Origin of the sequence: Gynurincola endophyticus (assembly GCF_003991195.1) — a bacterium.
GTDB classification, from domain to species: domain Bacteria; phylum Bacteroidota; class Bacteroidia; order Chitinophagales; family Chitinophagaceae; genus Gynurincola; species Gynurincola endophyticus.
Genome location: NZ_RCWL01000001.1, coordinates 346,015 through 368,963, shown reverse-complemented (window position 1 = coordinate 368,963; position 22,949 = coordinate 346,015). Strand labels below are relative to the sequence as shown.

Annotated in this window: 21 protein-coding genes; 11 read left to right on the top strand and 10 right to left on the bottom strand. The window is 39.2% G+C overall.

Annotated features, from left to right (window positions below):
• The first annotated feature begins 132 nt into the window (after nt 1-132).
• From D9O48_RS01610 to D9O48_RS01575, 8 genes are all read left to right on the top strand, one after another.
• Nucleotides 133-780 (top strand): DUF47 domain-containing protein, encoded by a 648-nt coding sequence (locus tag D9O48_RS01610; protein WP_126969921.1) that lies wholly within the window; start codon nt 133-135, stop codon nt 778-780.
• 54 nt (nt 781-834) lie between these two features.
• The gene (locus D9O48_RS01605) at nt 835-1,848 is read left to right on the top strand and encodes an inorganic phosphate transporter (RefSeq protein WP_126969919.1); all 1,014 of its coding nucleotides are present in this window, start codon (nt 835-837) and stop codon (nt 1,846-1,848) included.
• A gap of 153 nt (nt 1,849-2,001) precedes the next feature.
• A complete protein-coding gene (gene rfbA, locus D9O48_RS01600) occupies nt 2,002-2,862 on the top strand; it encodes a glucose-1-phosphate thymidylyltransferase RfbA (RefSeq protein WP_126969917.1) in 861 nt (286 codons plus the stop codon).
• Between the two features lie 48 nt (nt 2,863-2,910).
• Nucleotides 2,911-3,966 carry a UDP-glucose 4-epimerase GalE gene (gene galE / locus D9O48_RS01595; RefSeq protein ID WP_126969915.1) on the top strand — a complete coding sequence of 352 codons (1,056 nt, stop codon included), beginning with the start codon at nt 2,911-2,913 and terminating at the stop codon, nt 3,964-3,966.
• A gap of 70 nt (nt 3,967-4,036) precedes the next feature.
• Nucleotides 4,037-5,002 carry a transketolase family protein gene (locus D9O48_RS01590; protein ID WP_126969913.1) on the top strand — a complete coding sequence of 322 codons (966 nt, stop codon included), beginning with the start codon at nt 4,037-4,039 and terminating at the stop codon, nt 5,000-5,002.
• Nucleotides 5,003-5,168: 166 nt separating this feature from the next.
• Entirely contained in the window at nt 5,169-5,714 is a 546-nt protein-coding gene (locus D9O48_RS01585; protein ID WP_126969911.1) for an RNA polymerase sigma factor, read from the top strand.
• A gap of 32 nt (nt 5,715-5,746) precedes the next feature.
• Nucleotides 5,747-6,403, top strand: coding sequence for a hypothetical protein (locus tag D9O48_RS01580; RefSeq protein ID WP_126969909.1), 657 nt, complete (start codon nt 5,747-5,749; stop codon nt 6,401-6,403).
• Between the two features lie 10 nt (nt 6,404-6,413).
• Nucleotides 6,414-6,854 (top strand): hypothetical protein, encoded by a 441-nt coding sequence (locus tag D9O48_RS01575; protein WP_126969907.1) that lies wholly within the window; start codon nt 6,414-6,416, stop codon nt 6,852-6,854.
• Nucleotides 6,855-6,952: 98 nt separating this feature from the next.
• Here D9O48_RS01575 and D9O48_RS01570 read toward each other — a convergent pair whose 3' ends face one another.
• From D9O48_RS01570 to purD, 8 genes are all read right to left on the bottom strand, one after another.
• Entirely contained in the window at nt 6,953-7,696 is a 744-nt protein-coding gene (locus D9O48_RS01570; RefSeq protein WP_126969905.1) for an MBL fold metallo-hydrolase, read from the bottom strand.
• Between the two features lie 28 nt (nt 7,697-7,724).
• Nucleotides 7,725-9,056 (bottom strand): rod shape-determining protein RodA, encoded by a 1,332-nt coding sequence (rodA, locus tag D9O48_RS01565; protein ID WP_126969903.1) that lies wholly within the window; start codon nt 9,054-9,056, stop codon nt 7,725-7,727.
• Between the two features lie 4 nt (nt 9,057-9,060).
• The gene (gene mrdA / locus D9O48_RS01560) at nt 9,061-11,175 is read right to left on the bottom strand and encodes a penicillin-binding protein 2 (protein WP_126969901.1); all 2,115 of its coding nucleotides are present in this window, start codon (nt 11,173-11,175) and stop codon (nt 9,061-9,063) included.
• A 49-nt stretch (nt 11,176-11,224) separates the two neighbouring features.
• A complete protein-coding gene (locus D9O48_RS01555) occupies nt 11,225-11,758 on the bottom strand; it encodes a rod shape-determining protein MreD (RefSeq protein ID WP_126969899.1) in 534 nt (177 codons plus the stop codon).
• A 2-nt stretch (nt 11,759-11,760) separates the two neighbouring features.
• Entirely contained in the window at nt 11,761-12,612 is an 852-nt protein-coding gene (gene mreC / locus D9O48_RS01550; RefSeq protein WP_126969897.1) for a rod shape-determining protein MreC, read from the bottom strand.
• A gap of 53 nt (nt 12,613-12,665) precedes the next feature.
• Nucleotides 12,666-13,694 (bottom strand): rod shape-determining protein, encoded by a 1,029-nt coding sequence (locus D9O48_RS01545; RefSeq protein ID WP_126969895.1) that lies wholly within the window; start codon nt 13,692-13,694, stop codon nt 12,666-12,668.
• A 315-nt stretch (nt 13,695-14,009) separates the two neighbouring features.
• Nucleotides 14,010-15,050, bottom strand: coding sequence for a tryptophan 2,3-dioxygenase family protein (locus D9O48_RS01540; RefSeq protein WP_126969893.1), 1,041 nt, complete (start codon nt 15,048-15,050; stop codon nt 14,010-14,012).
• A 17-nt stretch (nt 15,051-15,067) separates the two neighbouring features.
• Nucleotides 15,068-16,351 (bottom strand): phosphoribosylamine--glycine ligase, encoded by a 1,284-nt coding sequence (gene purD / locus D9O48_RS01535; protein ID WP_126969891.1) that lies wholly within the window; start codon nt 16,349-16,351, stop codon nt 15,068-15,070.
• 157 nt (nt 16,352-16,508) lie between these two features.
• On the opposite strand from purD, the gene D9O48_RS01530 reads away from it, so the two are divergent.
• Together D9O48_RS01530 and D9O48_RS01525 are read left to right on the top strand one after the other, a co-directional pair.
• Entirely contained in the window at nt 16,509-18,230 is a 1,722-nt protein-coding gene (locus tag D9O48_RS01530; protein ID WP_126969889.1) for a peptide MFS transporter, read from the top strand.
• 177 nt (nt 18,231-18,407) lie between these two features.
• The gene (locus D9O48_RS01525; protein ID WP_126969887.1) at nt 18,408-20,453 is read left to right on the top strand and encodes an OPT family oligopeptide transporter; all 2,046 of its coding nucleotides are present in this window, start codon (nt 18,408-18,410) and stop codon (nt 20,451-20,453) included.
• Nucleotides 20,454-20,516: 63 nt separating this feature from the next.
• Here the strand turns inward: D9O48_RS01525 and apaG are convergent, their stop codons facing one another.
• Nucleotides 20,517-20,903 carry a Co2+/Mg2+ efflux protein ApaG gene (apaG, locus tag D9O48_RS01520; protein WP_126969885.1) on the bottom strand — a complete coding sequence of 129 codons (387 nt, stop codon included), beginning with the start codon at nt 20,901-20,903 and terminating at the stop codon, nt 20,517-20,519.
• A gap of 150 nt (nt 20,904-21,053) precedes the next feature.
• Between apaG and D9O48_RS01515 the strand changes: the two genes are divergently transcribed.
• A complete protein-coding gene (locus D9O48_RS01515) occupies nt 21,054-22,505 on the top strand; it encodes an NADP-dependent isocitrate dehydrogenase (RefSeq protein WP_126969883.1) in 1,452 nt (483 codons plus the stop codon).
• 92 nt (nt 22,506-22,597) lie between these two features.
• Here D9O48_RS01515 and D9O48_RS01510 read toward each other — a convergent pair whose 3' ends face one another.
• Nucleotides 22,598-22,942, bottom strand: a complete 345-nt coding sequence (locus D9O48_RS01510; protein ID WP_126969881.1) for a translation initiation factor — start codon at nt 22,940-22,942, stop codon at nt 22,598-22,600.
• Nucleotides 22,943-22,949: the final 7 nt, after the last annotated feature.

The window sequence follows — 22,949 nt, the reverse complement described above, 5'->3', positions numbered from 1 at the left end:
CACAAAGATTAACAATTTCTTCATCAGTTTACTTTAAGGAGCTATTTTCATATGTTAAGAAATTATTACCAATTTGCTAATAATCACACGCCTCCCCTATTCGTATTAATTTTGCCCCCAAATTCACAATACATGGGTCTGAATTCCATCATTAAGATTTTTATGCCAAAGGATAGAATTTTCTATTCCTTATTTGAACAAGTGGCAGAAACCGTAGCACAAATGGGTGTTCTGATGAACGAAGTTGTTAAAGAAACAGATTACGATAAGAGAGCTAAATTAATCTCTCAGATCGAAGATTTAGAACATGTAAACGACGACTATACCCATAAAATCTTCACCGAATTGGGCAGAAACTTTATCACTCCTTTCGATCGTGAAGATATTCACTATCTGGCTACGGCTTTAGATGATATTGCTGACTACATCTTTGCTTCAGCAAAAAAAATCAACTTCTACAAAGTAAACCCTAACGATCAGGGCATTCAAAAATTAGCCGAATTAATCGAACAAGGGTCTTTTCATATCAAAAATGCAGTAATTGAATTACGCAACATGAAGAATATGCGTCAGATTACTGATTCTTTAATCAAAGTAAACAGTATTGAGAATCAGGCCGACGATATTTTCGACATGAGTATTGAAAGATTATTTGAAATCGAAGTCGACGCGAAAGAGGTAATTAAGAAGAGAGAGATTTATCAAGTCATGGAAACTGTAACTGATAAATGTGAAGATGCAGGAAATGTAATTGAGTCAATTATCATCAAGTATGCTTAACGATGATTACTTTGATCGTTTTTTACGATTGAAGGGAACATAAAAAATTAATCCATGACATTATTAGTAGTGATCATAGTATTGGCACTCGTGTTCGATTATATCAACGGGTTTCATGACGCAGCCAATTCTATTGCAACCATCGTTTCTACAAAAGTGTTAACTCCCTTTCAGGCAGTTTTGTGGGCAGCTGTATTTAACTTCGCAGCCTTCTTTATTGCCAAATACTGGATCGGTGAGTTTAAAATAGGTAACTCTTTTGCCAAATCAATCAACGAAAACTTCATTACACTGGAAGTGATTCTGGCAGCCCTGATTGCCGCTATCATCTGGAACCTTTTAACCTGGTGGTTCGGTATCCCGTCTTCTTCTTCCCATACTTTATTGGGTGGTTTTATCGGAGCGGCTATTGCCCACGTAGGTGGCCTGAAAGCAGCCGGTTTACACGTAGTAAACTATGAAGTAGTGTTACCCATCTTCCTGTTCATCTTCGGTGCACCGATTATCGGGATGCTCGTCGCACTCATTATAAGTCTCATAATCATTAATATAAGTCGAAAGTCGAACCCTTACAAAGCAGATAAATGGTTCAGAAGACTGCAATTGGTTTCCTCTGCCTTATTCAGTTTGGGGCACGGTTCGAATGATGCGCAGAAAGTATTAGGTTTGATCGCTGCGGCCTACATTGCTACCGGTCAGATTGAAAGCGTTAGTGATGTTCCGAGCTGGGTTCCGTTAGCGTGTTTTACCGCTATTGCCTTAGGAACGCTGAGCGGAGGATGGAAAATCGTTAAAACAATGGGAACCCGTATTACTAAAGTAACTTCTCTCGAAGGAGTTGCTGCAGAAACTGCCGGTGCATTTACCTTATTCTTTGCTGAGCACCTTGCAATTCCTGTAAGTACTACCCACACCATTACCGGTGCAATTATGGGGGTAGGTGCCACCAAACGTCTGAGCGCCGTTCGCTGGGGAGTAACACTAAACCTCCTCTGGGCCTGGATATTAACAATTCCGGTCAGTGCATTGATTGCCGGAGTAGCCTACTACATAATTAAATTGTTCTAAATTCGTTTTATATAAACCCAACTCAATGAGTTGGGTTTTTTGTTACTTCCGTGTTCCAAAAACCCTAACACGGAAAAGAAAATATTTTGTTTGCATTCAAGCTTATAGTTTTACTATTTTTGAATAACATCAATCATTAAACCATCGGTCATTATGAAAGGAATTATTCTCGCAGGAGGTTCTGGTACCAGATTGCACCCAATTACCTATGCTATTTCAAAGCAAATCATGCCTATTTACGACAAACCGATGATCTATTACCCGCTTTCTACACTTATGTTAGCTGGTATTAATGAGATATTGATCATTTCTACACCACATGATTTACCTCAATTTCAAAGGTTATTGGGAGACGGATCGAAACTGGGACTCAAATTCTCCTATGCAGAGCAACCTTCTCCTGATGGACTGGCACAGGCTTTCGTTATCGGAGCCGATTTTATTGGTAATGACAGTGTAGCCCTCGTTTTGGGGGATAATATTTTTTACGGACAAGGATTGGGCAACATGTTATCGAACAATACTACTCCCGACGGAGGAATTGTATATGCTTACCATGTAAGTGACCCGGAAAGATATGGTGTGGTTGAATTTGATGATAAAAATAATGTAATTTCTATCGAGGAAAAACCTACGGCACCTAAGAGTAATTATGCCGTACCCGGGCTTTACTTTTACGATAATGATGTAATTGAAATTGCCAGAAATCTACAACCAAGTCCGAGAGGAGAATATGAAATCACTGATGTGAACAGGGTATACCTTGAAAGAGGAAAACTCAAAGTGTCGATTCTCGACCGCGGTACTGCCTGGTTAGATACCGGAACATTTGATTCGCTCATGCAAGCTTCCCAATTTGTTCAGGTGATAGAACAACGCCAGGGTATAAAAATAGCCTGCATCGAGGAAATCGCTTATAAAAAGGGTTTTATTAATAAAGAACAACTGATTCAATTGGCTCAACCATTGCTGAAAAGCGGCTATGGTCAGTATCTGATGGGACTGATTAAATAATCCGGGAGTAATTGTGCTCCAGGTTAAATTAACTCAATTAAAATTTTTATGGGTAAAATATTAGTTACCGGCGGATGTGGTTATATCGGATCGCATACAATTGTAGACTTAATCGAAAATGGATTTGAAGTGATTAGCGTAGATAATAATGCTCGCTCAACCACCCATATGCTCACCGGTATAGAAAAAATTACAGGCAAAAAAATCAAAAATTATAAAGTAGATCTTTGCAATTTTGATGAAACGTTTGCCATCTTCCAGGAAAATACTGATATAACAGGCATCATACACTTCGCTGCATATAAAGCTGTAGGTGAATCTGTTGAAAAGCCGTTACTATACTATGAAAACAATATTTTTTCTTTGGTGAACTTATTGAAATGTGTAGACGAATTTAAAGTTAAACACTTTGTTTTCAGTTCATCGTGTACGGTTTACGGTAATCCGTTACAGATACCTGTAACAGAACAAACCGCTATGCAACCGGCAGAATCACCCTATGGAGCTACCAAACAGATGGGTGAACAAATTATTCAGGATTTTGCAAAATCAAGTGACTGTAACTGTATCTTGCTAAGATACTTTAATCCGGTGGGGGCACACCCGTCGATTTATATCGGTGAATTACCGGTAGGCAAACCAGCTAATCTGGTTCCGGCAATTACCCAAACGGCGATTGGAAAACTTCCACAAATGCAGGTCTTCGGTAGTGATTATGATACCCGCGACGGTTCATGCCTGCGCGACTTTATCCACGTAAGTGATATTGCTCATGCCCATACTCTTTCCATTCAAAAGATGATGGAAGCCGGCTATAATAAAGCCTGTGACATTTATAATCTTGGCTCAGGAAATGGTGTTACCGTATTAGAAGCCATAAAAGCCTTTGAAAAAGTAAGCGGAGTGAAACTTAATTACGCCATTGGAAATCGCCGCCCGGGTGATGTTGTAGCGATTTACGCCGACAATCACTATGCAAAAGAAGAACTCAAATGGGAGGTTCAGTACTCGATAGAAGATATGATGCTCACTGCATGGAAATGGGAGTTATTCCTCAAATCTGACGAATCATTCTTTAAAGAATCTTTAGCCAATCTGAACTAAATCAACAACGAAAGTTTATCTTTGGTTAACTTAATTTTGATTACATAATTTGCAATTCCAACATAGAATCATGTTAAAAGATATTCAACCTAGTGGTAAGAAAGATACAAGAAGTGGCTTTGGTGACGGAATCGCTGAAGTAGCACGCGTAAATCCAAATGTAGTAGCATTAACTGCTGATTTATTGGGTTCTATGAAACTGAATCAGTTCATTAAAGAATTCCCTGAACGTTTTATTCAGGTAGGTATTGCTGAAGCTAATATGATTGGTATAGCTGCCGGTTTAACAATTGGTGGTAAAATTCCTTATACAACTACTTTTGCTAACTTCTCTACCGGACGTGTGTATGACCAGATTCGTCAATCTGTTGCATACTCAGGTAAAAACGTAAAGATCTGTGCATCTCACGCAGGCTTAACCTTAGGTGAAGATGGTGCTACACACCAAATCTTAGAAGATATCGGAATGATGAAAATGTTACCGGGCATGACAGTCATTGTTCCGTGCGACTATAATCAAACCAAAGCTGCTACTATTGCAATTGCTGATTATGTAGGACCAGTATATCTGAGATTCGGACGCCCGTCATGGCCGATTTTTACCGATCCTGCTATTCCTTTTGAAATTGGTAAGGCACAATTTTTCTCTGAAGGTACAGACATTTCTATCTTTGCCTGCGGACATATGGTGTGGAAAGCCATTCAGGCCGGAGTAATTCTTGAAGAAAAAGGCTATAGCGTTGAAGTGGTAAACATTCATACTATTAAACCTTTAGACAAAGAAGCGGTTTTGAAATCTATCCGTAAAACCAAATGTGCAGTAACAGTTGAAGAACATAACATTCTGGGTGGTTTAGGTGATTCTATCGCACAGGTAGCTGCATCAAACTTCCCTATTCCAATCGAATACGTTGGTACGAAAGATACTTTTGGTGAATCAGGAACACCTGATGAGCTATTAGTTAAATACGGTTTGGATACTCCGAATATCGTTGAAGCTGCTGAGAAAGTACTCGCAAGAAAAAAGAACGCTTAAGTTATTTTGATATACAATCAAAAAATCCTTCTCATAATGAGAGGGATTTTTTATATACATCCTACAAATGTGCCCCCACCGGGCACCTGTAAATTCCACCTTTTTTTGTAACTTAACTTACCTTAAAACATAGGCTTGCCATCCATTAAACATTCACAAACACTATATGAGCGCTATCTCAGATCAGGAAATATTACTTGAATTTCAACAGGGAAACAAAGAACAGGCTTTTACCCATCTCATGAAGAAATATCAGGAAAAAATTTATTGGCATATCAGACGTATCGTGGTATCACACGAAGATGCCAACGATGTGATTCAAAATACTTTTATAAAAGTATGGAGCCATATTGATCAATTCAGGGCAGATTCAAAGCTGTATACCTGGCTGTACAGAATTGCAACCAACGAAAGCTTATCTTTTCTGGAACAGCGAAAAAAGACATCAGTCGTTGATTTTGATGATGTTAAACATGATTTATCAGAATCAATTACAGCCGAGAAAGAATTCGACGCGCAAAAAGCAGAATGGAAACTTCAACTCGCCATTCAACAACTACCTGATAAACAACGGGCTGTATTCAATTTAAGGTACTATGATGAAATGACGTATGAGGAAATCAGTGAAGTGCTGAACACCAGTGTGGGCGCCTTGAAGGCTAATTATCATCACGCTGCAAAAAAAATTGAAGAATTTTTGTTGTCAAATTAAACCTTTTAACATTTAAACGGTCAAACTTATATATGGCTCATCCTATTGACATATTAAATGAACTGAATGAATTCCGAGTTCTTTCACAAATACCCCGGAAAACACCTTACAATGTGCCCAAAGGGTATTTCGATAGCTTGTTTTTAACTGTTAATCAACAGATTACAGATCAAAACAACAAAAAGAACCCGTTCTCAGCACCTGATTCTCAATATTTTGAAGGACTAGCTGCCGCTGTTATGTCTAAAATCAGGTCATCTGACGAAGAAGTTCAGCTGAATGTGTCAAAAGAAAACCCTTATTCAGTGCCTGTGAACTATTTCAACACACTTCCGCAAGAAGTACTGAAAAAAGTAAAGCAACCGGCAAAAGTGATTTCTATCCAGAAAAAACTTTACCGTTGGGCAGGCGCAGTGGCAGCCGGATTATTATTGTTGTTAACAGCACAGCAGTTTCTGAATAATAATCAGGAAACAGGTCAGGAAAAATATCTCACCGCTATTGAAGCGTTACCTACCGACGATTTAATGGTATTTGCCGCTAATCAGGGTATGGACACTTCTACAGAAAGCGTGGTATTTTTATACGCCAACGATGAAAAGGATACCGATGACTGGAATTTCGATATCGACGAATCACTTTCGGAGTTTTCGACCGAAGAACTGGAAGTCTATTTAAACATTATATAATATATAAGTTATGAAATCAATTAGTATTATTTTAAGCACTTTGTTTATCTCGCTGATCGGTTTTGGTCAACAAAAGGCTGATAATACCAACAGAGTGCAAACACTTAAAATCGCTTACGTTACCGAAAAATTAAATTTAACCGAAGCCGAGGCTGAAAAGTTCTGGCCGATTTATAAAAAATATGATAACGAATTTAAAAATCTGCGTCAGGCTAATCTGAAAGACCGGTCAGATGTGGTGGCCAACGAAGAAAAAGTGGTATTGCTGAAAAAGAAATACCAGGGTGAATTCGGAAAAGCACTCAGTGAAGAAAAAATAAAATTATTCTTCCAGGCTGAAAAAGAATTCAATGAGAAGGTACAAACTGAATTTAAACGCAGAATAGATAACAGAGCAGATCGTCCGACTCCCCCGCAGGAGCAACGATTAAAAAACAAAGTAAATAACTAAGTATAGCCGATGGAGCTGTCACTATATTTCTGACAGTAGCAAACAAAAAAGCTGTTTCAATTTTTATTTGAAGCAGCTTTTTTATTGATAGTAATATTTTAGTCAAACTTGTAAACGGGAGTTTTGATATCGTGATAAAACAGGAAAGACCATTTTCCCTGTTCACCTTCTTCCCACCATTGTTGCCTTAACTCCATACATTTTTTTCCGTCATAATCATATTTGGCTACAAAGCGTGATTTCATCTGGTGTAACTGCGGAGCATCATCTGCACCAAAGAATACGGTTTCACCACCGTCAACAATCCAGAATACCTGATGATACGGACAATGTGCTGCCGTGATCTGATACCTGATATAACCATCAATCACACCATCACCCTCCAGCCAAACAACATTCGGCGCATTTTCCAGACATTCCAGTTCTTCCGGAATATAGGAAGGACGGCCCTTTTCTTTTGCAAATTCAAACTCCTTACGTTGCACGTAATAAGTAGCTTTGGGAAAAGTTAATTCTTTCTGTCCCTGAGTATTCGTAACACTGATACCGCCTGCGTGGTCTTTATGTAAATGTGACATCAGCACTTTGGTAATATCGTCGCGTTGATAACCGTTGGCTGCCAGCATATTTAATAACTGTAATTGTCCGTTTTCCTGTTCAAAACCTAATCCTGCATCGATCAACAATACATCTTCACTGGTTATTACCAGAAAAGGTTGTACCTCCACTAACAGTGAGCCTATCGGTCTTGACTGAAGATCATCTTCTTCCGTATTAAAAGGTACGAACAACTTCGACTTGTCAATAGTGAAAGCTCCTTCACTTAAAGGAATTATTTTCATACCTCAAAGGTCTTAAAAAAAGAGTAAACTATCGTAAAATCATTTGACGGTCGGCATCCAGCCTGATCAGAATAAAGAACATTACTGAAAATGTTAACAATGAAGTACCGCCATAACTGATATAGGGCAGGGTAATACCGATCACCGGTGCCAGGCCTATGGTCATACAAATATTAATAGCGATATGAAAAAACAATACGGAAGCCAGGCTATATGCAAACACACGGGAAAAAGTAGACCTTTGCCGCTCTGCAACGAATACAATTCTTAGCAAAAAGAAGAAGTAAAGCCCCAGAAAAACAACAGACCCTAAAAATCCAAAACCTTCGCCGATTGTACAGAATATAAAATCAGTACGTTGTTCGGGAACAAAATCAAAGCGGGTTTGTGTTCCTTTCAATAAACCTTTTCCGCTAAAGCCACCTGATCCGATAGCGATTTTACTTTGACGAACATTATAGTCAATGCCCTGATGTTTTTTTGCTGCATTTGCTTCAGCCACTGCCGGGTCTACATAAGGATTTTCTTTACCAATCAATGAGAAGACTCTTTCTACATGGTGCGGTTGCAACACTTTCTGAAAGAGGAATGGTACGGCAAAACGTTGAATGCCCACACATACAGCCCACACCAGCAATATAGAAAATAAGAGTCCTTTATTTTTTTTGATTTGACGTCTTGATAAATAAATACCAATGGAAGCAATAACGGTCAGCACAATGGCTAATACATCTTTGTCAACCACTAATGTTGCTACAATTAAAACCGCCAGTGAAAAACCAATGATAAGGTATGATGGAGGCAATCCTTCTCTGAACATCACGAGAAAAAAGGCGAAAAATACCAATGCCAGTCCTGTTTCTTTTTGCATGATGGTTAAAACAGCCGGGAACAAACAAATGGCAATACCGATTAATTGTGATTTTACTTTTGAGAAGTCTGTTTCAATCCGTGACAGATATTTTGCCAGTGCCAGTGCCACAGGAATTTTACAAATCTCTGCAGGTTGTACCTGAATAGAACCGAAGCGAATAATTGATTCGGTACCTTTAATTTGTGTATGAAACGGAAATACCAGCAATAACATTAAAATACCTACTACATACCAGATATTGGCGGTAGCGGTAAAAAATTTAGAGTCGGTGAGCGTAATAAATAAGCCCACAAACAGAGATAGTATAAAGAAGTAAAACTGTTTACTGTAATCGGTTTTATATTCTAAAAAACTTTTTACAACAGGTGTTCCTTCCTGATAAGTAACGGAAAAAATACTGATGATTCCTATTGTTACCAAAGCGAGGTACAATAGAATCAATGTAGTATCAATGCCTTTTGATATTTCCTGGTTTCTGCGTGCCATATTTTTATCCGTTGAATTCTTTAGTACGAATTCTATCTACTACTAATTCAGCTTTTTTAGGTTGATTCGAATGATTGGATTTATTTTCTTTTGCCGGAACTGCTGCCTGTTGGGTAGGTACGGCCGCCGGGCGTACAGTCTGACGAACCGGTTTCAGGTACTTCTCGATATAGGCGCTGTCTTTGGTCATTTCAAACCATTTAAAAGCTCTGATTGAATCTTCGCGATACTGCATTCTCTTTAAGTAAGAAGGCATCAGATTGGTTTGACTGATTTCTTCCATTCTACGTGCTTTTTCGGGGCGCAAAGTATCGTTCAGGTATTTTTCCATAATAATCGACGCAATCGGAGCGGCCCATGTAGAACCGTAACCACCGTTTTGTACTACTACGGCAATGGCAATTTTCGGATTATCTCTTGGTGCAAAACAAACAAACATTGAGTTGTCTTTCAAATCAAGCCGTTTTCCTTCAAAGATGATTCTATTTTGAGCGGTACCTGTTTTTGCACAAATTTGAATACCCGGTATTTGTGCTACTCTACCGGTACCTTTATCCACCACATCCTGCATACCGGAGATCACGATTTCAAACGCCTGATCGGATATATGTGTTAAAGCTTCATGTTTTACTTTATAAGGAGCCAGTATAGAATCTGCTCCCGGGTAATTATCTATTTTCTTTACAAAATGCGGTGTATAATAATATCCCTTATTGGCAATCACACACATGGCATTTGCCAGTTGCAAAGGAGTTGTCAGCATTTTATCCTGTCCGATTCCTAATCCTCCTCCCACCATTGTACAGGAGTTCCAGAGTCCGTTATAAGATTTGTCATAATCAGCCGTATCAGGAATGTTACCGGCATCTTCGCTTGGTAAGTCAACACCCAGGCGATAACCCAATCCCATGGCTGTCATATAATCTTTCCAAACCATCAGGCCTTTTCTCGGATTTCTATACTTGGGATTATCAATTGTTTTTTTGAGTACTTCTGAGAAGTAAGAGTTACACGACCATGCAATGGCATCGCGAAGGTTATTGGCGTGCCCTCCCCATTTTTCGGTACAATTCAGCGGCCGGGTACAACCATAATAAGTTCCTCCACACGCATATCCGTAAGAAGGAGTAATCAATCCTTCGTCTAGTGCAACCAAAGCCCCTAAAGGTTTAAAAGTAGAACCCGGAGGGTATTGGCCTTTGATAGCTCTGTTAAACATTGGGGAAGATACATCCAGTGCTAACCGGGAATAGTTTTTATTTTTATTAGGGCCACTGAGTTCGTTAGGGTCATAATTCGGGCCACTGGCCATTGCAAGGATACCACCTGTTCTGGGATCAATTGCAACCACAGCACCTACTTTATTTGCCATCATGGCTTCTGCCATTTGTTGTAGTTCGATATCGAGATAAGTATGAAGATTATTACCGGCAATCGGTAAGGTATCCCGTAATCCATTTTCGTATGACCCTACCAATCTGTTATGATTATCTTTAATCATGTATTCTACGCCACGTTGCCCCATCAATACAGTTTCATAACTGGCTTCTAATCCTGAGCGGCCGACAAAGTCGCCCATTCTATAATAGTTATTAGATTTCTTAATAATGTTCTGGTCTACTTCACCGATATATCCCATTACATGTGCGCCGGCGTTGTAAGGGTATTTACGAACCGGTCTTTCAACCAATGCAAATCCATTGTACTTCCATATATTTTCTTCTAAACGTGCGTGTAATTCAGGAGTTAATAAAGATTGAAATACGGAAGGGCGATATCGGCCGTTTTTTATAATAGCATCATTTACTCTTTTTCTGAACTGAGCAGTGTCAATAGCAAGTAAACGGCAAAGACCGAAAGTATCAGCATTTTTTAATTCGGAAGGAGTGACTACGAGATCGTAAAGAATGGTATTATCAAGAATAGCTTTTCCGTTTCTGTCGAAGATAATGCCTCTGTCAGGATAGCGCACTTTCGCAAAAACAGCATTATCCATTGCCAATTGGCGATATTTTCCCGAAAGAATTTGCAGGTTAAACAACTGAATCAGCATGATCAGAAATATACCTACGAATATGAGTTGAATAATCCTTCCTCTAGATTGATTAAAAAGCGCCATAGGATAGTGATCCTTTATTGATTATAATTAAAAGAATTCAGGCCGGTGATTAAGCATTCGTTCTCATCTGATCTTTTCTGTATACCAGAATTTCAGCAATCAGAATCAGCATTAAGCTTACGCCTGTAGTTGCCAATACTTTTCCAAGGAAGTACCACCAGTTTCCTGTTGATAACCATTCGAGGAAGGTCAGGTACAGGTGGTGGATAAACGTGAGTACCGATATATACAATGCGTAAGGAGCTACTCCCCCCAGACTTTTCACCGACGGGTTGGTATAATATAGCTCTTTTCGCTCTTGCGGCAAAATAATTGTGATTAAATAAGGGCGGATAAACGCAATTAATACACAAGCTGCCGCATGCAGACCGGGCGTATTGGTGAAAGAATCCAATGAGATACCGAAAACAAATGCGATCAGCATCAGGTTGATCGGGGTAGTTTTAAAAGGTAACCAAAGGATATATAAGAAGTAAAGATAAGGAACAATGAAACGATGTACCGGTGGAATACGGTTCAACACATATACCTGGATCAGGATAAATGCTGCAAAACGGATAATATTTTTCACCAAATCGCTCATTGCTAATTTTTACGGGTGCTTTCTTCGATTGCTAATTGTTCTTCGAGTTGCAGATTTTCTACAACAGTAACCCACTCTAACCGGTTAAAATGGGTAGAAGGCCTTAGTTTTAACGTATGAAAGTTTCTGGAATTGTTTTCTTCCACTTCTATAACAGTACCTATCATAATACCCTGCGGGTAACGATAAGAAGCATATTGGCTGGTAACGATGGTATCTCCTACTTTTACTTCAACACTTTTCTGAACATTTGTCATCGTAAGTTCGAATGGAGATTCTCCTTCCCAATATACCGAACCGGTTTCACCACTGCGCAAATGTCTCGCGCTCAGTTTACTTTGATGGTGCAACAGGCTCATTACTACCGAAAAGTTTTTTCCGGCATTTACAATGGTACCTACGACGCCATCGGCACCGATTACCCCCATATCCTTTTGTACTCCCTGAGCAGTACCGATATGGATGGTAAGATAGTTATCTGTAAGTGTATAGGTATTGTTCAGTACTTTGGCCGAACGGTAACGATATTTTCGTTGCTCGTTATCCTTTAGAAAGTTAACGGTATCTGTAAAGTTGGTAAAACTGGTATCAGGGGCTTCAAAATTTTGAGCCAGTTGTTGCCTGAGTTCCAGATTTTCCCGTACCAGGGCATCGTTGGTTTGCTTTAACTGAAAGTAATATTCTACTTTATTATACTGCTGATTAATACGTCCTGTTATCTCACCTGCTACCCCAAGATAAGCCGCTTCATGAAACTTATTGTACTTAAACAATATCCATAAAGCAATTACTTGCAAGGCAACGAAGATGATAAACTTGCTTCGATTTTTTAAAAACAGAAATATATTACGCACGCAGCTTTCGTTTTAGCATTACCAATTCCACTCTACCGTATCCTTTTACAAGGTTACTGACGCATCACGAATGGATAGTGTTCGTAATTTTTTAGTGCAAGTCCTGTTCCGCGCACAACGCTTTTTAACGGATCGTCTGCTACGTGTACAGGTAATTTAATTTTCTGAGACAGGCGCTTATCAAGACCTCTCAGCAATGCACCACCACCGGTAAGGTATAAACCACGACGATAAATGTCGGCAGCCAACTCAGGCGGGGTCATTTCAAGGGCTTTTAAGATAGCTTCCTCTATTTTGAAGATAGATTTATCCAATGCTTCGGCAATTTCCTGGTAAGAAACCATAATTTGCTTCGGAATACCGGTTACAAGGTCTCTACCGTTTACAGGAATATCATCCGGTGGGTTATCCAGATCTTTCATGGCAGCACCGATATTGATTTTAATCTGCTCAGCAGTACGCTCACCAATCAAAAGACTATGGTAACGACGTAAAGCCTCCATGATGTCTGCAGTAAATTCATCTCCGGCAATACGGATACTCTGATCGCATACAATACCGGCTAAAGCGATAACGGTAATACCGGTGGTACCACCGCCAATATCAATAATCATATTACCAACCGGCTCTTCCACATCGATACCGATACCTAATGCGGCTGCCATTGGCTCATGAATCAAATAAACTTCTTTTGCACCAGCCTGCTCTGCACTGTCGTGCACAGCTCTCTTCTCAACCTCAGTAATACTGGAAGGGATACAGATCATCATTCTCCAGGAAGGAGGGAATAAAGGCTTTTTAGGGTAAATCATTTTCATCAACTCTCTGATCATTAACTCGGCAGCGTTGAAGTCGGCAATTACGCCATCTTTTAATGGACGAACCGTTCTAATATTCTCGTGAGTTTTTTCGTGCATCATCAACGCACGTTTACCCACGGCCAATACCTGTTTTGGATTGTTTCTATCCAAAGCCACAATACTTGGTTCATTCACTACTATTTCATCGTTATGTATTATAAGCGTATTGGCTGTACCCAGATCCATTGCTATCTCCTGGGTGAATAAATTGAATAAGCCCATTTTATTTGATCTGATTTTTTGAGAATTGAATAGTTGTGCAAAATTGATGCAAATAATTCAGAATAACAAAGCGCAGTTGCTTTTCATTCAGTTTTTTTCTAACATTTGTTAATTCTTAAAGATACATCAATCTTCTATTCGTTTTTAGTTATTAATAATTTTTTCTTGCCGGTACTTTAGCATAACGCCAAATGCTGATCAGAATTGTATTTCGCCTGAATTTATCGATCATATATCGATTTTCATTAATTTTTATATTCATTTAACAAAAAAGCAAGATCCTGTTGTTAGATCTTGCTTTTTTTATCTTCAGAATTACTGTAGAAATCCTAATCTTTTTTCAACATTCACACTCAGTTTCGGGAGATGCCTCCGCTCTATCAGAAAACTGGTTAAACGTGCGATGTCAGCAAATATGTAATGTTTATCTAACGCACCTTTCAAATACTCTTTTCCGGTACTTCCTCCTGTACCAATTCTGGTGCCAATTATTCTGTGTACCATACTCATATGACGATATCTCCAGGTACTTAACTGCTCATCTATCTCCAGTAACTGGTTCAGCACCTGAAAGGGCAGATGTAACATCGGATAACCGCGATACAACATGATGAAGAGTGCTGCCCGCGATGCTTTTGCGCTTAAATGCTGACCGGCACCTTTCTCAAAAAACACCTCACTAAATTGCTCCTTATGGGCCGCTTCTGCATTCGATAAACTATTCATATACGCCTGCTGATAGTCGCTCCAAAAAGGATGCATTTCTGCCTGATGCGGGTATTGCGATTGATAATCCTGCCAGTTTCCTGCCTCTTCAAAAAACGGCATACGTTCCAACCAGGTATTTAATAATTCCAGCAATGTTTTCTGTGCCTCTACCGATTTAATCATCTCTACCTGCGCAGGACGTAACTGAGAGATATAATACTCCTGGCCAAAGCGATGCTGATATCTTAGCCCTAATTTGGCTTCCAGAATTTTAAACTGCCAGCTTTGGAAACCACTCGCCGGACGTAGCAAATCTCTGAAATCTAAGAAATCCATCGGAGTCATCGTTTCCATCACATCAATTTGTTGCACCAGCAATTTCAGAATGGTTACCATTCTTGATAAACGATGCTCAACTGTTTGAAGCTCGGGAGAGTTGTCATTTAATATTTCCTGCTTCATGATATCCACCACAGAATCGGCTTCAAACAATAATTGTTTAAACCAAAGCTCATAAGCCTGGTGAATTACAATGAACAACATCTCATCATGAGCATGGGTGCCCGCTTTATCACTTTCCAGAAACTGGGCATTCAGAATTTTATCTAATTCCAGATAATCGCTATAATGTACATCTTGTTTTGACATATGGCATTCGTTACTTGTTATTCAAATTCATACCCGATATCCCTTCTGTAATACATTCCTTCAAAATCAATGTTATTTAATACGCTTCTTGATTTTGAAACGGCTGCCGGGATATTATTCCCAAAAGAAGTAACACACAATACCCGCCCGCCACTGGTTACTACCTCATCGCTGGCCGATAAACCTGTTCCTGCATGGAAAATCAAACTATCGGCAGGTAATTCCTGATCTAAACCACTTATCACAAAGCCTTTCTCATAATTTCCGGGATAACCGCCACTTACAGCCATTACCGTGCAGGCCGACCTTGAATCCTGCTCTACTTTAATGGTACCCAGCTTTCCTGAATCAGTTGCCAGTAATAAATCGACCAGGTCAGTTTTCAACCTCGGCATTACCACTTCCGTTTCAGGATCACCCATACGGCAATTGTATTCAATTACCATCGGTTCTTCACCCACTTTAATCAAACCAATAAACACAAATCCTTTATAATCAATATTTTCAGCATTTAACCCTTCTACAGTCGGACGAATAACCCTGTCTTCTACTTTCTTCATAAACACTTCATCAGCAAATGGTACCGGGCTCACCGCGCCCATACCACCGGTATTCAGGCCGCTATCTTTTTCTCCTATTCTTTTATAATCTTTTGCTTCAGGAAGCACTACGTATTCTTTTCCGTCGGTAAGAATAAATACACTTAACTCAATTCCGTCTAAGAAAGCTTCTACCACTACTTTATTACCAGCATCTCCAAACTTATTCTGTTGCAACATCAGTTCAAACTCTGCTACTGCTTCCAGGTTTGATTGACAAATCAATACTCCTTTACCGGCTGCCAAACCATCGGCTTTCAATACAATCGGCAATGGATGTTGCTGTAAATAAGCAATTCCTTCAGCATAAGTATTTTTATCAAATTCTTTGTAGGCAGCTGTCGGTATATTATATTTCTCCATGAACTTTTTAGCAAAAGCTTTACTTCCCTCCAGTTGTGCTCCATATTGAGAAGGTCCGATAATGACTACCTCTTTGAGCGCTTCATCTTTTCTGAAAAAATCTACAATTCCTTTTACCAACGGTTCTTCCGGCCCTACTACTACCAGCCCGATTGTTTGCTCGAGCACAAACTTTTTAACGGCATCAAAATCGGTGGCTTTAATAGCTACATTTTTACCGCACAACGCAGTGCCGGCATTTCCGGGAGCAATAAACAATTGATCGCACTGTTTGCTTTGTGCCAGTTTCCAGGCTAAAGCGTGCTCTCTTCCTCCCGATCCTAATAATAATATATTCATAGTAGTAGTTACTTTTTCTCAGGTGCGAATTTCGGCATTCAAAACCGATTTAGCCAATTTTTATTCGTTCAGATCGGTTTTTATCTTATTTTAGGCGATCTTTTTTTTGAATTGAGATATATTCATATGTATTTTAATATTAAAATATTTATTAATTATGAGTCAAACGGCGGTAGGAAAACATCCTAAAGGATTGTTCGTTTTGTTCTTTACTGAAATGTGGGAAAGGTTTAGCTATTACGGCATGAGAGCAATCCTCGTGTTATATATCATTAACGGATTACGTTTCGGAGATGACTATGCACAAAATGGTGTATACGGAAGTTATACAGGATTAGTTTATCTTACTCCACTTCTGGGAGGTTATATCGCCGACAAATTCTGGGGCAACAGAAGATCTATCATTACAGGTGGTATTTTAATGGCAATCGGACAGTTCATTATGTTCTTCAGTGCCTCCAACTATCAGGATCAATCATTAGCTAATATTTTAATGTGGTTCGGTCTCTGTTTCATTATTTTAGGAAACGGATTTTTCAAACCGAATATCAGTACCATGGTAGGTCAGCTGTACAATGCCGGCGACAAAAGGCTGGATGCTGCTTTCACCATCTTCTATATGGGTATTAACCTCGGTTCCTTTATCGGACCTATTATTTGCGGTGGATTGGCCGAAAAAGTTGATGACGCCAATATGGCCTTACCACAATTTTTCAAGTGGGGCTTTTTTGCAGCAGGCATTGCAATGATTATCGGAACGATCAACTTTATCTGGCTTAAAAATAAATACATCGTTTCTCCGCAAGGTACTCAGATCGGTGTGTTACCGAATGCTGCTAAAAAAGATTCACAGAATGCTGCGCAAAAAGTTAGTATCAGCTATAAATCTCTTGCGATATGGTTTGGTATTGCAGTCGTTTTATTCTTTGTATGGCAATCGCAGGGTATTGACTGGGTAGGATGTTTAATTTTTAGCTTACCGGTAGCTATTTGCGGACTTATCATTACCGACCCTTCGCTTACAAAAGTTGAAAAAGGAAAAATCTCAGTAATCTTCATTGCTGTATTCTTCGTAATCTTCTTCTGGGCAGCATTTGAACAGGGCGGTTCTTCACTCACCTTATTTGCAGAACGTGATACCGACCGTTCGATCAGTATATCCACGAAACTCGGATTTGTAGTTTTCTTCATACTTGGAATCTTCGGTATTTTATATGCCTTTCTTAGAAAAATCATGGACATTCCCAGAGAACATAATATTCTCTTCTCCATCCTCGCTGTAGGTGCTATCGGTTATGGTATTTACAATTTAGTATTAGGTGTTCCATATGAATTACCCGAAATACCAGCCAGTTGGTTCAACAGCGTGAATGGCTTGTTCATTATTCTTTTTGCACCGGTTATGTCACAATTATGGTCATTTCTAGGAAAGAAAAAGCTGGAACCGGCTTCTCCAAAAAAGCAGGCGCTGGGTCTTTTATTATTAGCATTAGGCTATCTTGTTATTGCCATCGGTGTAAAAGATGTTACCACCAAAGTATCTATGTTCTGGTTAATTAGTTTGTATGCATTACACACAGTGGGAGAAATTTGTGTGTCGCCGATCGGTATGTCACTGGTATCGCAATTAGCACCCATCAGATTTTTGAGCTTATTAATGGGTGTCTGGTTTTTATCAAACGCTGTGGCCAGTAAATTAGCAGGCAAACTTTCTACCTTAAAACCAGACAGCGGACCGAAAAACTTTCTGGGATATGAGATCAATAACAATTTTGACTTCTTCATTTTATTCGTAATCATGGGTGCAGTAGCGGCAGCGATCCTGTTTATTTGCTCATTCTGGATGGAGAAAAAAATGAATGAAAAAGAGCTGGCCTAGTGCTGTCAGGAAGGTTGTTCAACTTTTAAAGGAGCATAAGGTGTGACTCTTCTATCAGAAAAAAAATATATACCTTTAAACGCCTCTGGCTGTCTCCCCCCAACCTCAACATTGTTGCGGAGGGGAGGCAGCCAGCGTTATTAATGCATCTTTATGTTTATCGTAAAACTATAAAATATGTCCAATCAAGCTTTCAGACCGCATATTGCTCCTGAAACCAAAATGGCTGAATTAACCATTAAAAGCATTTTGGTAGGTGCAATGTTCGGAATCATCTTTGGCGCTGCTACAGTATATCTGGCATTAAAAGCCGGTTTAACGGTTTCGGCTTCTATTCCGATTGCAGTAATGGCCATTACATTGAGTAAATTATTTTTGAGAACGACTATTCTTGAAAACAACATCATTCAAACAACAGGTTCGGCAGGTGAAAGTATCGCTGCGGGTGTTGTATTTACTTTACCAGGATTTCTATTTTTGAGTGACCCGGCCAGTGCTGATTATTTCAATTACATGACCATTTTTGTGCTGGCGGTAATTGGTGGAATTCTGGGTACCTTAATGATGATCCCTTTAAGAAAGCCGCTAATTGTACAAGAACATGAAACATTACCTTATCCTGAAGGAACCGCTTGTGCTTCGGTATTAAAAGCCGGAGAAAAAGGCGGAGACCTGGCAAAAACCGCGTTCTTCGGTTTAGGAGTAGCTTTCATCTATGCATTTTTTCAGAAAATCATGCACGTAATTTCGGAAACACCGACGTTCATGACCAAACAAACACATAAGTTTTTCCCTTCCGCTAAATTAACCGGAGAAGTAACACCGGAATATTTAGGGGTCGGTTATATCGTAGGGCCTAAAATTGCCGGAGTACTGGTTGCGGGTAGCGTTCTCTGCTGGTTTGTATTCATTCCATTATTATCAACGGTTGTTCCTCCGGAAACAATTGCACAGCAATTGATGAGTTTAGGTTATTTAAAAGACCTGAATATCAGTGGCGGACCGGGAGGTTGGAATGCAGAAGCGCAAACCTTCAACGACTTCTCTCAGGCCATTTACTATGGCTATTTACGTCAGGTAGGTGCAGGAGCCGTTGCTGCCGGAGGTTTTATTACATTAATCAAAACTGTTCCTACTATTATCACATCCTTTAAAGGCAGTGTACAATCTTTAAAACAAGGTGATACGTCTACCACTAAATTAAGAACAGAGCAAGACCTTTCATTGAAAGTAGTAGGAATCGGCAGCCTTGTATTAGTCGGATTAATCGCCCTGATTCCGATTCTTCCGGGAGAAGGATTTTTGTCAAAACTGGTAATCGGACTGCTGGTAGTGGTATTCGGTGCATTCTTCGTAACCGTTTCTTCAAGAATAGTTGGTTTAATCGGTTCTTCAAACAACCCGATCAGTGGTATGACGATCGCTACATTAATGGGAACCTGTTTGATCTTCGTAGCTGTTGGCTGGACCGGTAAAGTGTTTGAACCGATGGCGCTCGTAGTAGGCGGTTTGATTTGTATTGCTGCTGCGAATGCAGGAGCCACTTCACAAGATTTAAAAACCGGCTTTATATTAGGTGCTACTCCAAAATATCAGCAGATCGCATTATTTATCGGAGCAATTGTTTCCGCTGTAGCAATTGGTATTACGATTAAAGTATTAGATACTCCAACTCCTGAAATGATTTCAGAAGGAATTCACCACGCTATCGGAACCAGCAAATTCCCTGCACCGCAAGGAACATTAATGGCAACCCTGATTAAAGGAATTCAATCACAAAATCTGGACTGGCAATATATCATCGTTGGTATTTTCATTGCGATAGTAGTAGAACTGTGTGGAATTAAAGCACTTTCTTTTGCAATCGGATTATACTTACCATTAGCAACAACATTACCTATATTTATCGGTGGAGCAGTTAGAGCAATGGTAGATGGTAAACTAGCCAAAAAGAAACAGGACAACGAGGAAGAAGACCTTCGCAAAGGAAATCTTTTTGCTACCGGCTTAGTGGCAGGTGGAGCCCTGGCAGGCGTAATCGTTGCATTCCTGATGGCATCTGAAAACATCAGTGCTACATTAAGTAAATGGAGTGTGGAAGAAGGCATCATTCACTCTCTGGGTAAAACCGGATATGATATTTTAGGTGCAATTTTCTTCTTTGTAATGGCTGCAATATTATTTAGTGTAGGTATTAAAAAGAATAAAACACCAATTCATTAAATATAATAAGAACGGCATCGAAACCGTGTATATTAAAAAATCCCCAACAATGTTGGGGATTTTTTAATTCAATTTAAATGGTGCAATCATCTCGAAAACGGGAATATGCACCTCGAAAAAGGTTTTATCGAATAAGTTTTCCATACTGTATATTCCATACATCTTTCCTATATCTGATCTTAAATTACACCCGCTCACATATTGATATTGCTCTCCTGATTCCAAAACCGGCTGAACACCGATCACTCCTTCCCCTTCTACTTCTCTTTTACTTCCGTTAGAATCAATAATATACCAATGTCTTCTATGAAGTTTCACCGGAAAACTATTATAATTATTAATAGTAATCCGATAAGCGAACATATACTCTCCGGCTACAGGATTACTGTATTCGGATTGGTAAAATGTTTCGACAGTTACCCTCACTCCCTTTGAAATCTTAGAAATCATTAAATAAAATCATTAATACATTAAAGATAAAAAAAATATTCCCTTAAAAAATATTGTCTCAGATTTTAACGTCATTTATTAGATCAATGGTGGTACTTTTGCACAACATTTTTAACCATTGCATAGAAATACCCTACAAAAAAATTTATTATGAAAATAGCTGTAGCTAAAGGAGACGGAATCGGTCCGGAAATCATGGAAGCCGTATTAAAAATTTTTAATGCGAATAATGTACCTCTTGAATATGAAGTGGTTGAGATGGGGAAATGGGTATTTGATAAAGGTTTTTCAAACGGTATGACTCCGGAAGCGCAACAAACCATTGAGAATCTGGGCATTCTTTTTAAAGGACCAATGGAAACTCCTAAAGGTAAAGGTGTGAAATCTGTAAATGTTACTGCACGTAAAACCTGGAATACTTATGCCAACAATCGTGTTTTCCAGACTTTACACGGTGTTGACACTGTTTTTTCAAAAGTTGGAATTCCTATTGACTTAACAATCGTTCGCGAAAATATTGAAGATACCTATGGTGGAATTGAACATATGTTAACAAATGATGTCGCATTAAGCCGCAGATTTATCACCCGCGGTGGAAGTGCGCAGGTAATTCGTTATGCATTTGACATGGCTGCAAAAAAAGGTGCCCGCAGAATCACTTGTGGCCACAAAGCCAACATCATGAAATTAACTGACGGAATGTTTCTCGAAACATTCTACGAAATTGCTAAAGAATATCCGCAGTTGAAAGCTGATGATGTAATTGTTGACGACCTTTGTATGAAGTTAGTAACGCGTCCTGACCTATTCGACGTAGTTGTATTAACAAACCTGCAGGGAGACATTGTATCCGATTTATGCGCCGGTTTAGTAGGAGGATTAGGATTTGCTCCGTCGGCCAACATCGGTGATCATATTTGTATTTTCGAAGCCGTACACGGCACTGCTCCGGATATCGCAGGAAAAAATATCGCTAACCCAACTGCACTTTTATTAAGCGGTATCGCGATGTTACGCCACCTTGGATTAATGGAACATGCGGCAACAATCGAAAATGCTTTACTCTACACACTTGAACAAGGTATTCATACCGGCGACTTTGGAGATAAATCAACTCCTTCATTAAATACCACTCAGTTTTCAGATGCAATCATCGGTAATTTAGGTAAACTACCGAAAGCGAATCCGAAAGCATTGCTGCCCAATCAGCCGATAGAACATAAAGTGGAGAAATTAACACAAAACCCAATGATGGATACCACTTTTCACGGAGAAACTAAAATTGCCGGCATCGACTTCTTCGTTGAAAGCATTGAACAACCAGCTCCGATTGCAGAAAAAGCAAAACAATTAGAGTCTGATAAATTCAAATTAATCAATATCAGCAACCGTGGTACACAAGTATGGCCTACAGGTTCTGTTTATACTAATTTAGTAGATAGCTTTAATATCCGTTTTGAAGCAAAAGAGGGTATTACGTTAACTCAAAAAGACACTATTGAGCTGACTTTAAAAGCGAGTGAAATCTTTAAGATCTGTTCAACTGAATTATTAAATCAGTTCGGAGAGAAAAAAGGTTATAGCTTAGCTCAGGGACAATAAAAAATTATAAATTGAGAATTAATAATTAAGAGTTGAGTGTAAAAATTGTAATAGTACGTTTTGAATATTCAACTCTTAATTATTAACTTATTCTAGATTCGCTTCGCTTTCTTATAGCCTTGTTTTTGTAAAAACTGCATTACTTTTTCACGCTGATCACCCTGCACCATCGCTTCACCATCTTTTACCGCCCCACCCGTTCCACAAAAGTTTTTCATTTGTTTTCCGAATGTTTCCAGATCTTCCGGTGTTCCTACAAATCCTGTTACTAAGGTGACCGCTTTTCCACCTCTGTGTTTGGTGTCGAGCTTTACTTTGAGCGGTTGTTGTTCATTTGGTAATGTAGCAGCAGCTTCCTGACTATCGCCTTCAAACTGAAAATCGGGATTGGTACTAAATACAAAACCAAACTGGTCGGGCTTATTTTTTTTCGACATAATAGTA

Excerpts from the sequence above, each read along its gene's own strand:
- galE (WP_126969915.1), top strand. The coding sequence starts at position 2,911 with ATGGGTAAAATATTAGTTACCGGCGGATGTGGTTATATCGGATCGCAT.
- D9O48_RS01530 (WP_126969889.1), top strand. The coding sequence starts at position 16,509 with ATGAGTCAAACGGCGGTAGGAAAACATCCTAAAGGATTGTTCGTTTTG.
- purD (WP_126969891.1), bottom strand. The coding sequence starts at position 16,351 with ATGAATATATTATTATTAGGATCGGGAGGAAGAGAGCACGCTTTAGCC.
- rfbA (WP_126969917.1), top strand. The coding sequence starts at position 2,002 with ATGAAAGGAATTATTCTCGCAGGAGGTTCTGGTACCAGATTGCACCCA.
- apaG (WP_126969885.1), bottom strand. The coding sequence starts at position 20,903 with ATGATTTCTAAGATTTCAAAGGGAGTGAGGGTAACTGTCGAAACATTT.
- D9O48_RS01510 (WP_126969881.1), bottom strand. The coding sequence starts at position 22,942 with ATGTCGAAAAAAAATAAGCCCGACCAGTTTGGTTTTGTATTTAGTACC.
- mrdA (WP_126969901.1), bottom strand. The coding sequence starts at position 11,175 with ATGGCGCTTTTTAATCAATCTAGAGGAAGGATTATTCAACTCATATTC.
- D9O48_RS01590 (WP_126969913.1), top strand. The coding sequence starts at position 4,037 with ATGTTAAAAGATATTCAACCTAGTGGTAAGAAAGATACAAGAAGTGGC.
- D9O48_RS01515 (WP_126969883.1), top strand. The coding sequence starts at position 21,054 with ATGAAAATAGCTGTAGCTAAAGGAGACGGAATCGGTCCGGAAATCATG.
- D9O48_RS01555 (WP_126969899.1), bottom strand. The coding sequence starts at position 11,758 with ATGAGCGATTTGGTGAAAAATATTATCCGTTTTGCAGCATTTATCCTG.
- D9O48_RS01605 (WP_126969919.1), top strand. The coding sequence starts at position 835 with ATGACATTATTAGTAGTGATCATAGTATTGGCACTCGTGTTCGATTAT.
- D9O48_RS01580 (WP_126969909.1), top strand. The coding sequence starts at position 5,747 with ATGGCTCATCCTATTGACATATTAAATGAACTGAATGAATTCCGAGTT.
- rodA (WP_126969903.1), bottom strand. The coding sequence starts at position 9,056 with ATGGCACGCAGAAACCAGGAAATATCAAAAGGCATTGATACTACATTG.
- D9O48_RS01585 (WP_126969911.1), top strand. The coding sequence starts at position 5,169 with ATGAGCGCTATCTCAGATCAGGAAATATTACTTGAATTTCAACAGGGA.
- D9O48_RS01570 (WP_126969905.1), bottom strand. The coding sequence starts at position 7,696 with ATGAAAATAATTCCTTTAAGTGAAGGAGCTTTCACTATTGACAAGTCG.
- D9O48_RS01545 (WP_126969895.1), bottom strand. The coding sequence starts at position 13,694 with ATGGGCTTATTCAATTTATTCACCCAGGAGATAGCAATGGATCTGGGT.
- D9O48_RS01610 (WP_126969921.1), top strand. The coding sequence starts at position 133 with ATGGGTCTGAATTCCATCATTAAGATTTTTATGCCAAAGGATAGAATT.
- D9O48_RS01525 (WP_126969887.1), top strand. The coding sequence starts at position 18,408 with ATGTCCAATCAAGCTTTCAGACCGCATATTGCTCCTGAAACCAAAATG.
- D9O48_RS01540 (WP_126969893.1), bottom strand. The coding sequence starts at position 15,050 with ATGTCAAAACAAGATGTACATTATAGCGATTATCTGGAATTAGATAAA.
- D9O48_RS01575 (WP_126969907.1), top strand. The coding sequence starts at position 6,414 with ATGAAATCAATTAGTATTATTTTAAGCACTTTGTTTATCTCGCTGATC.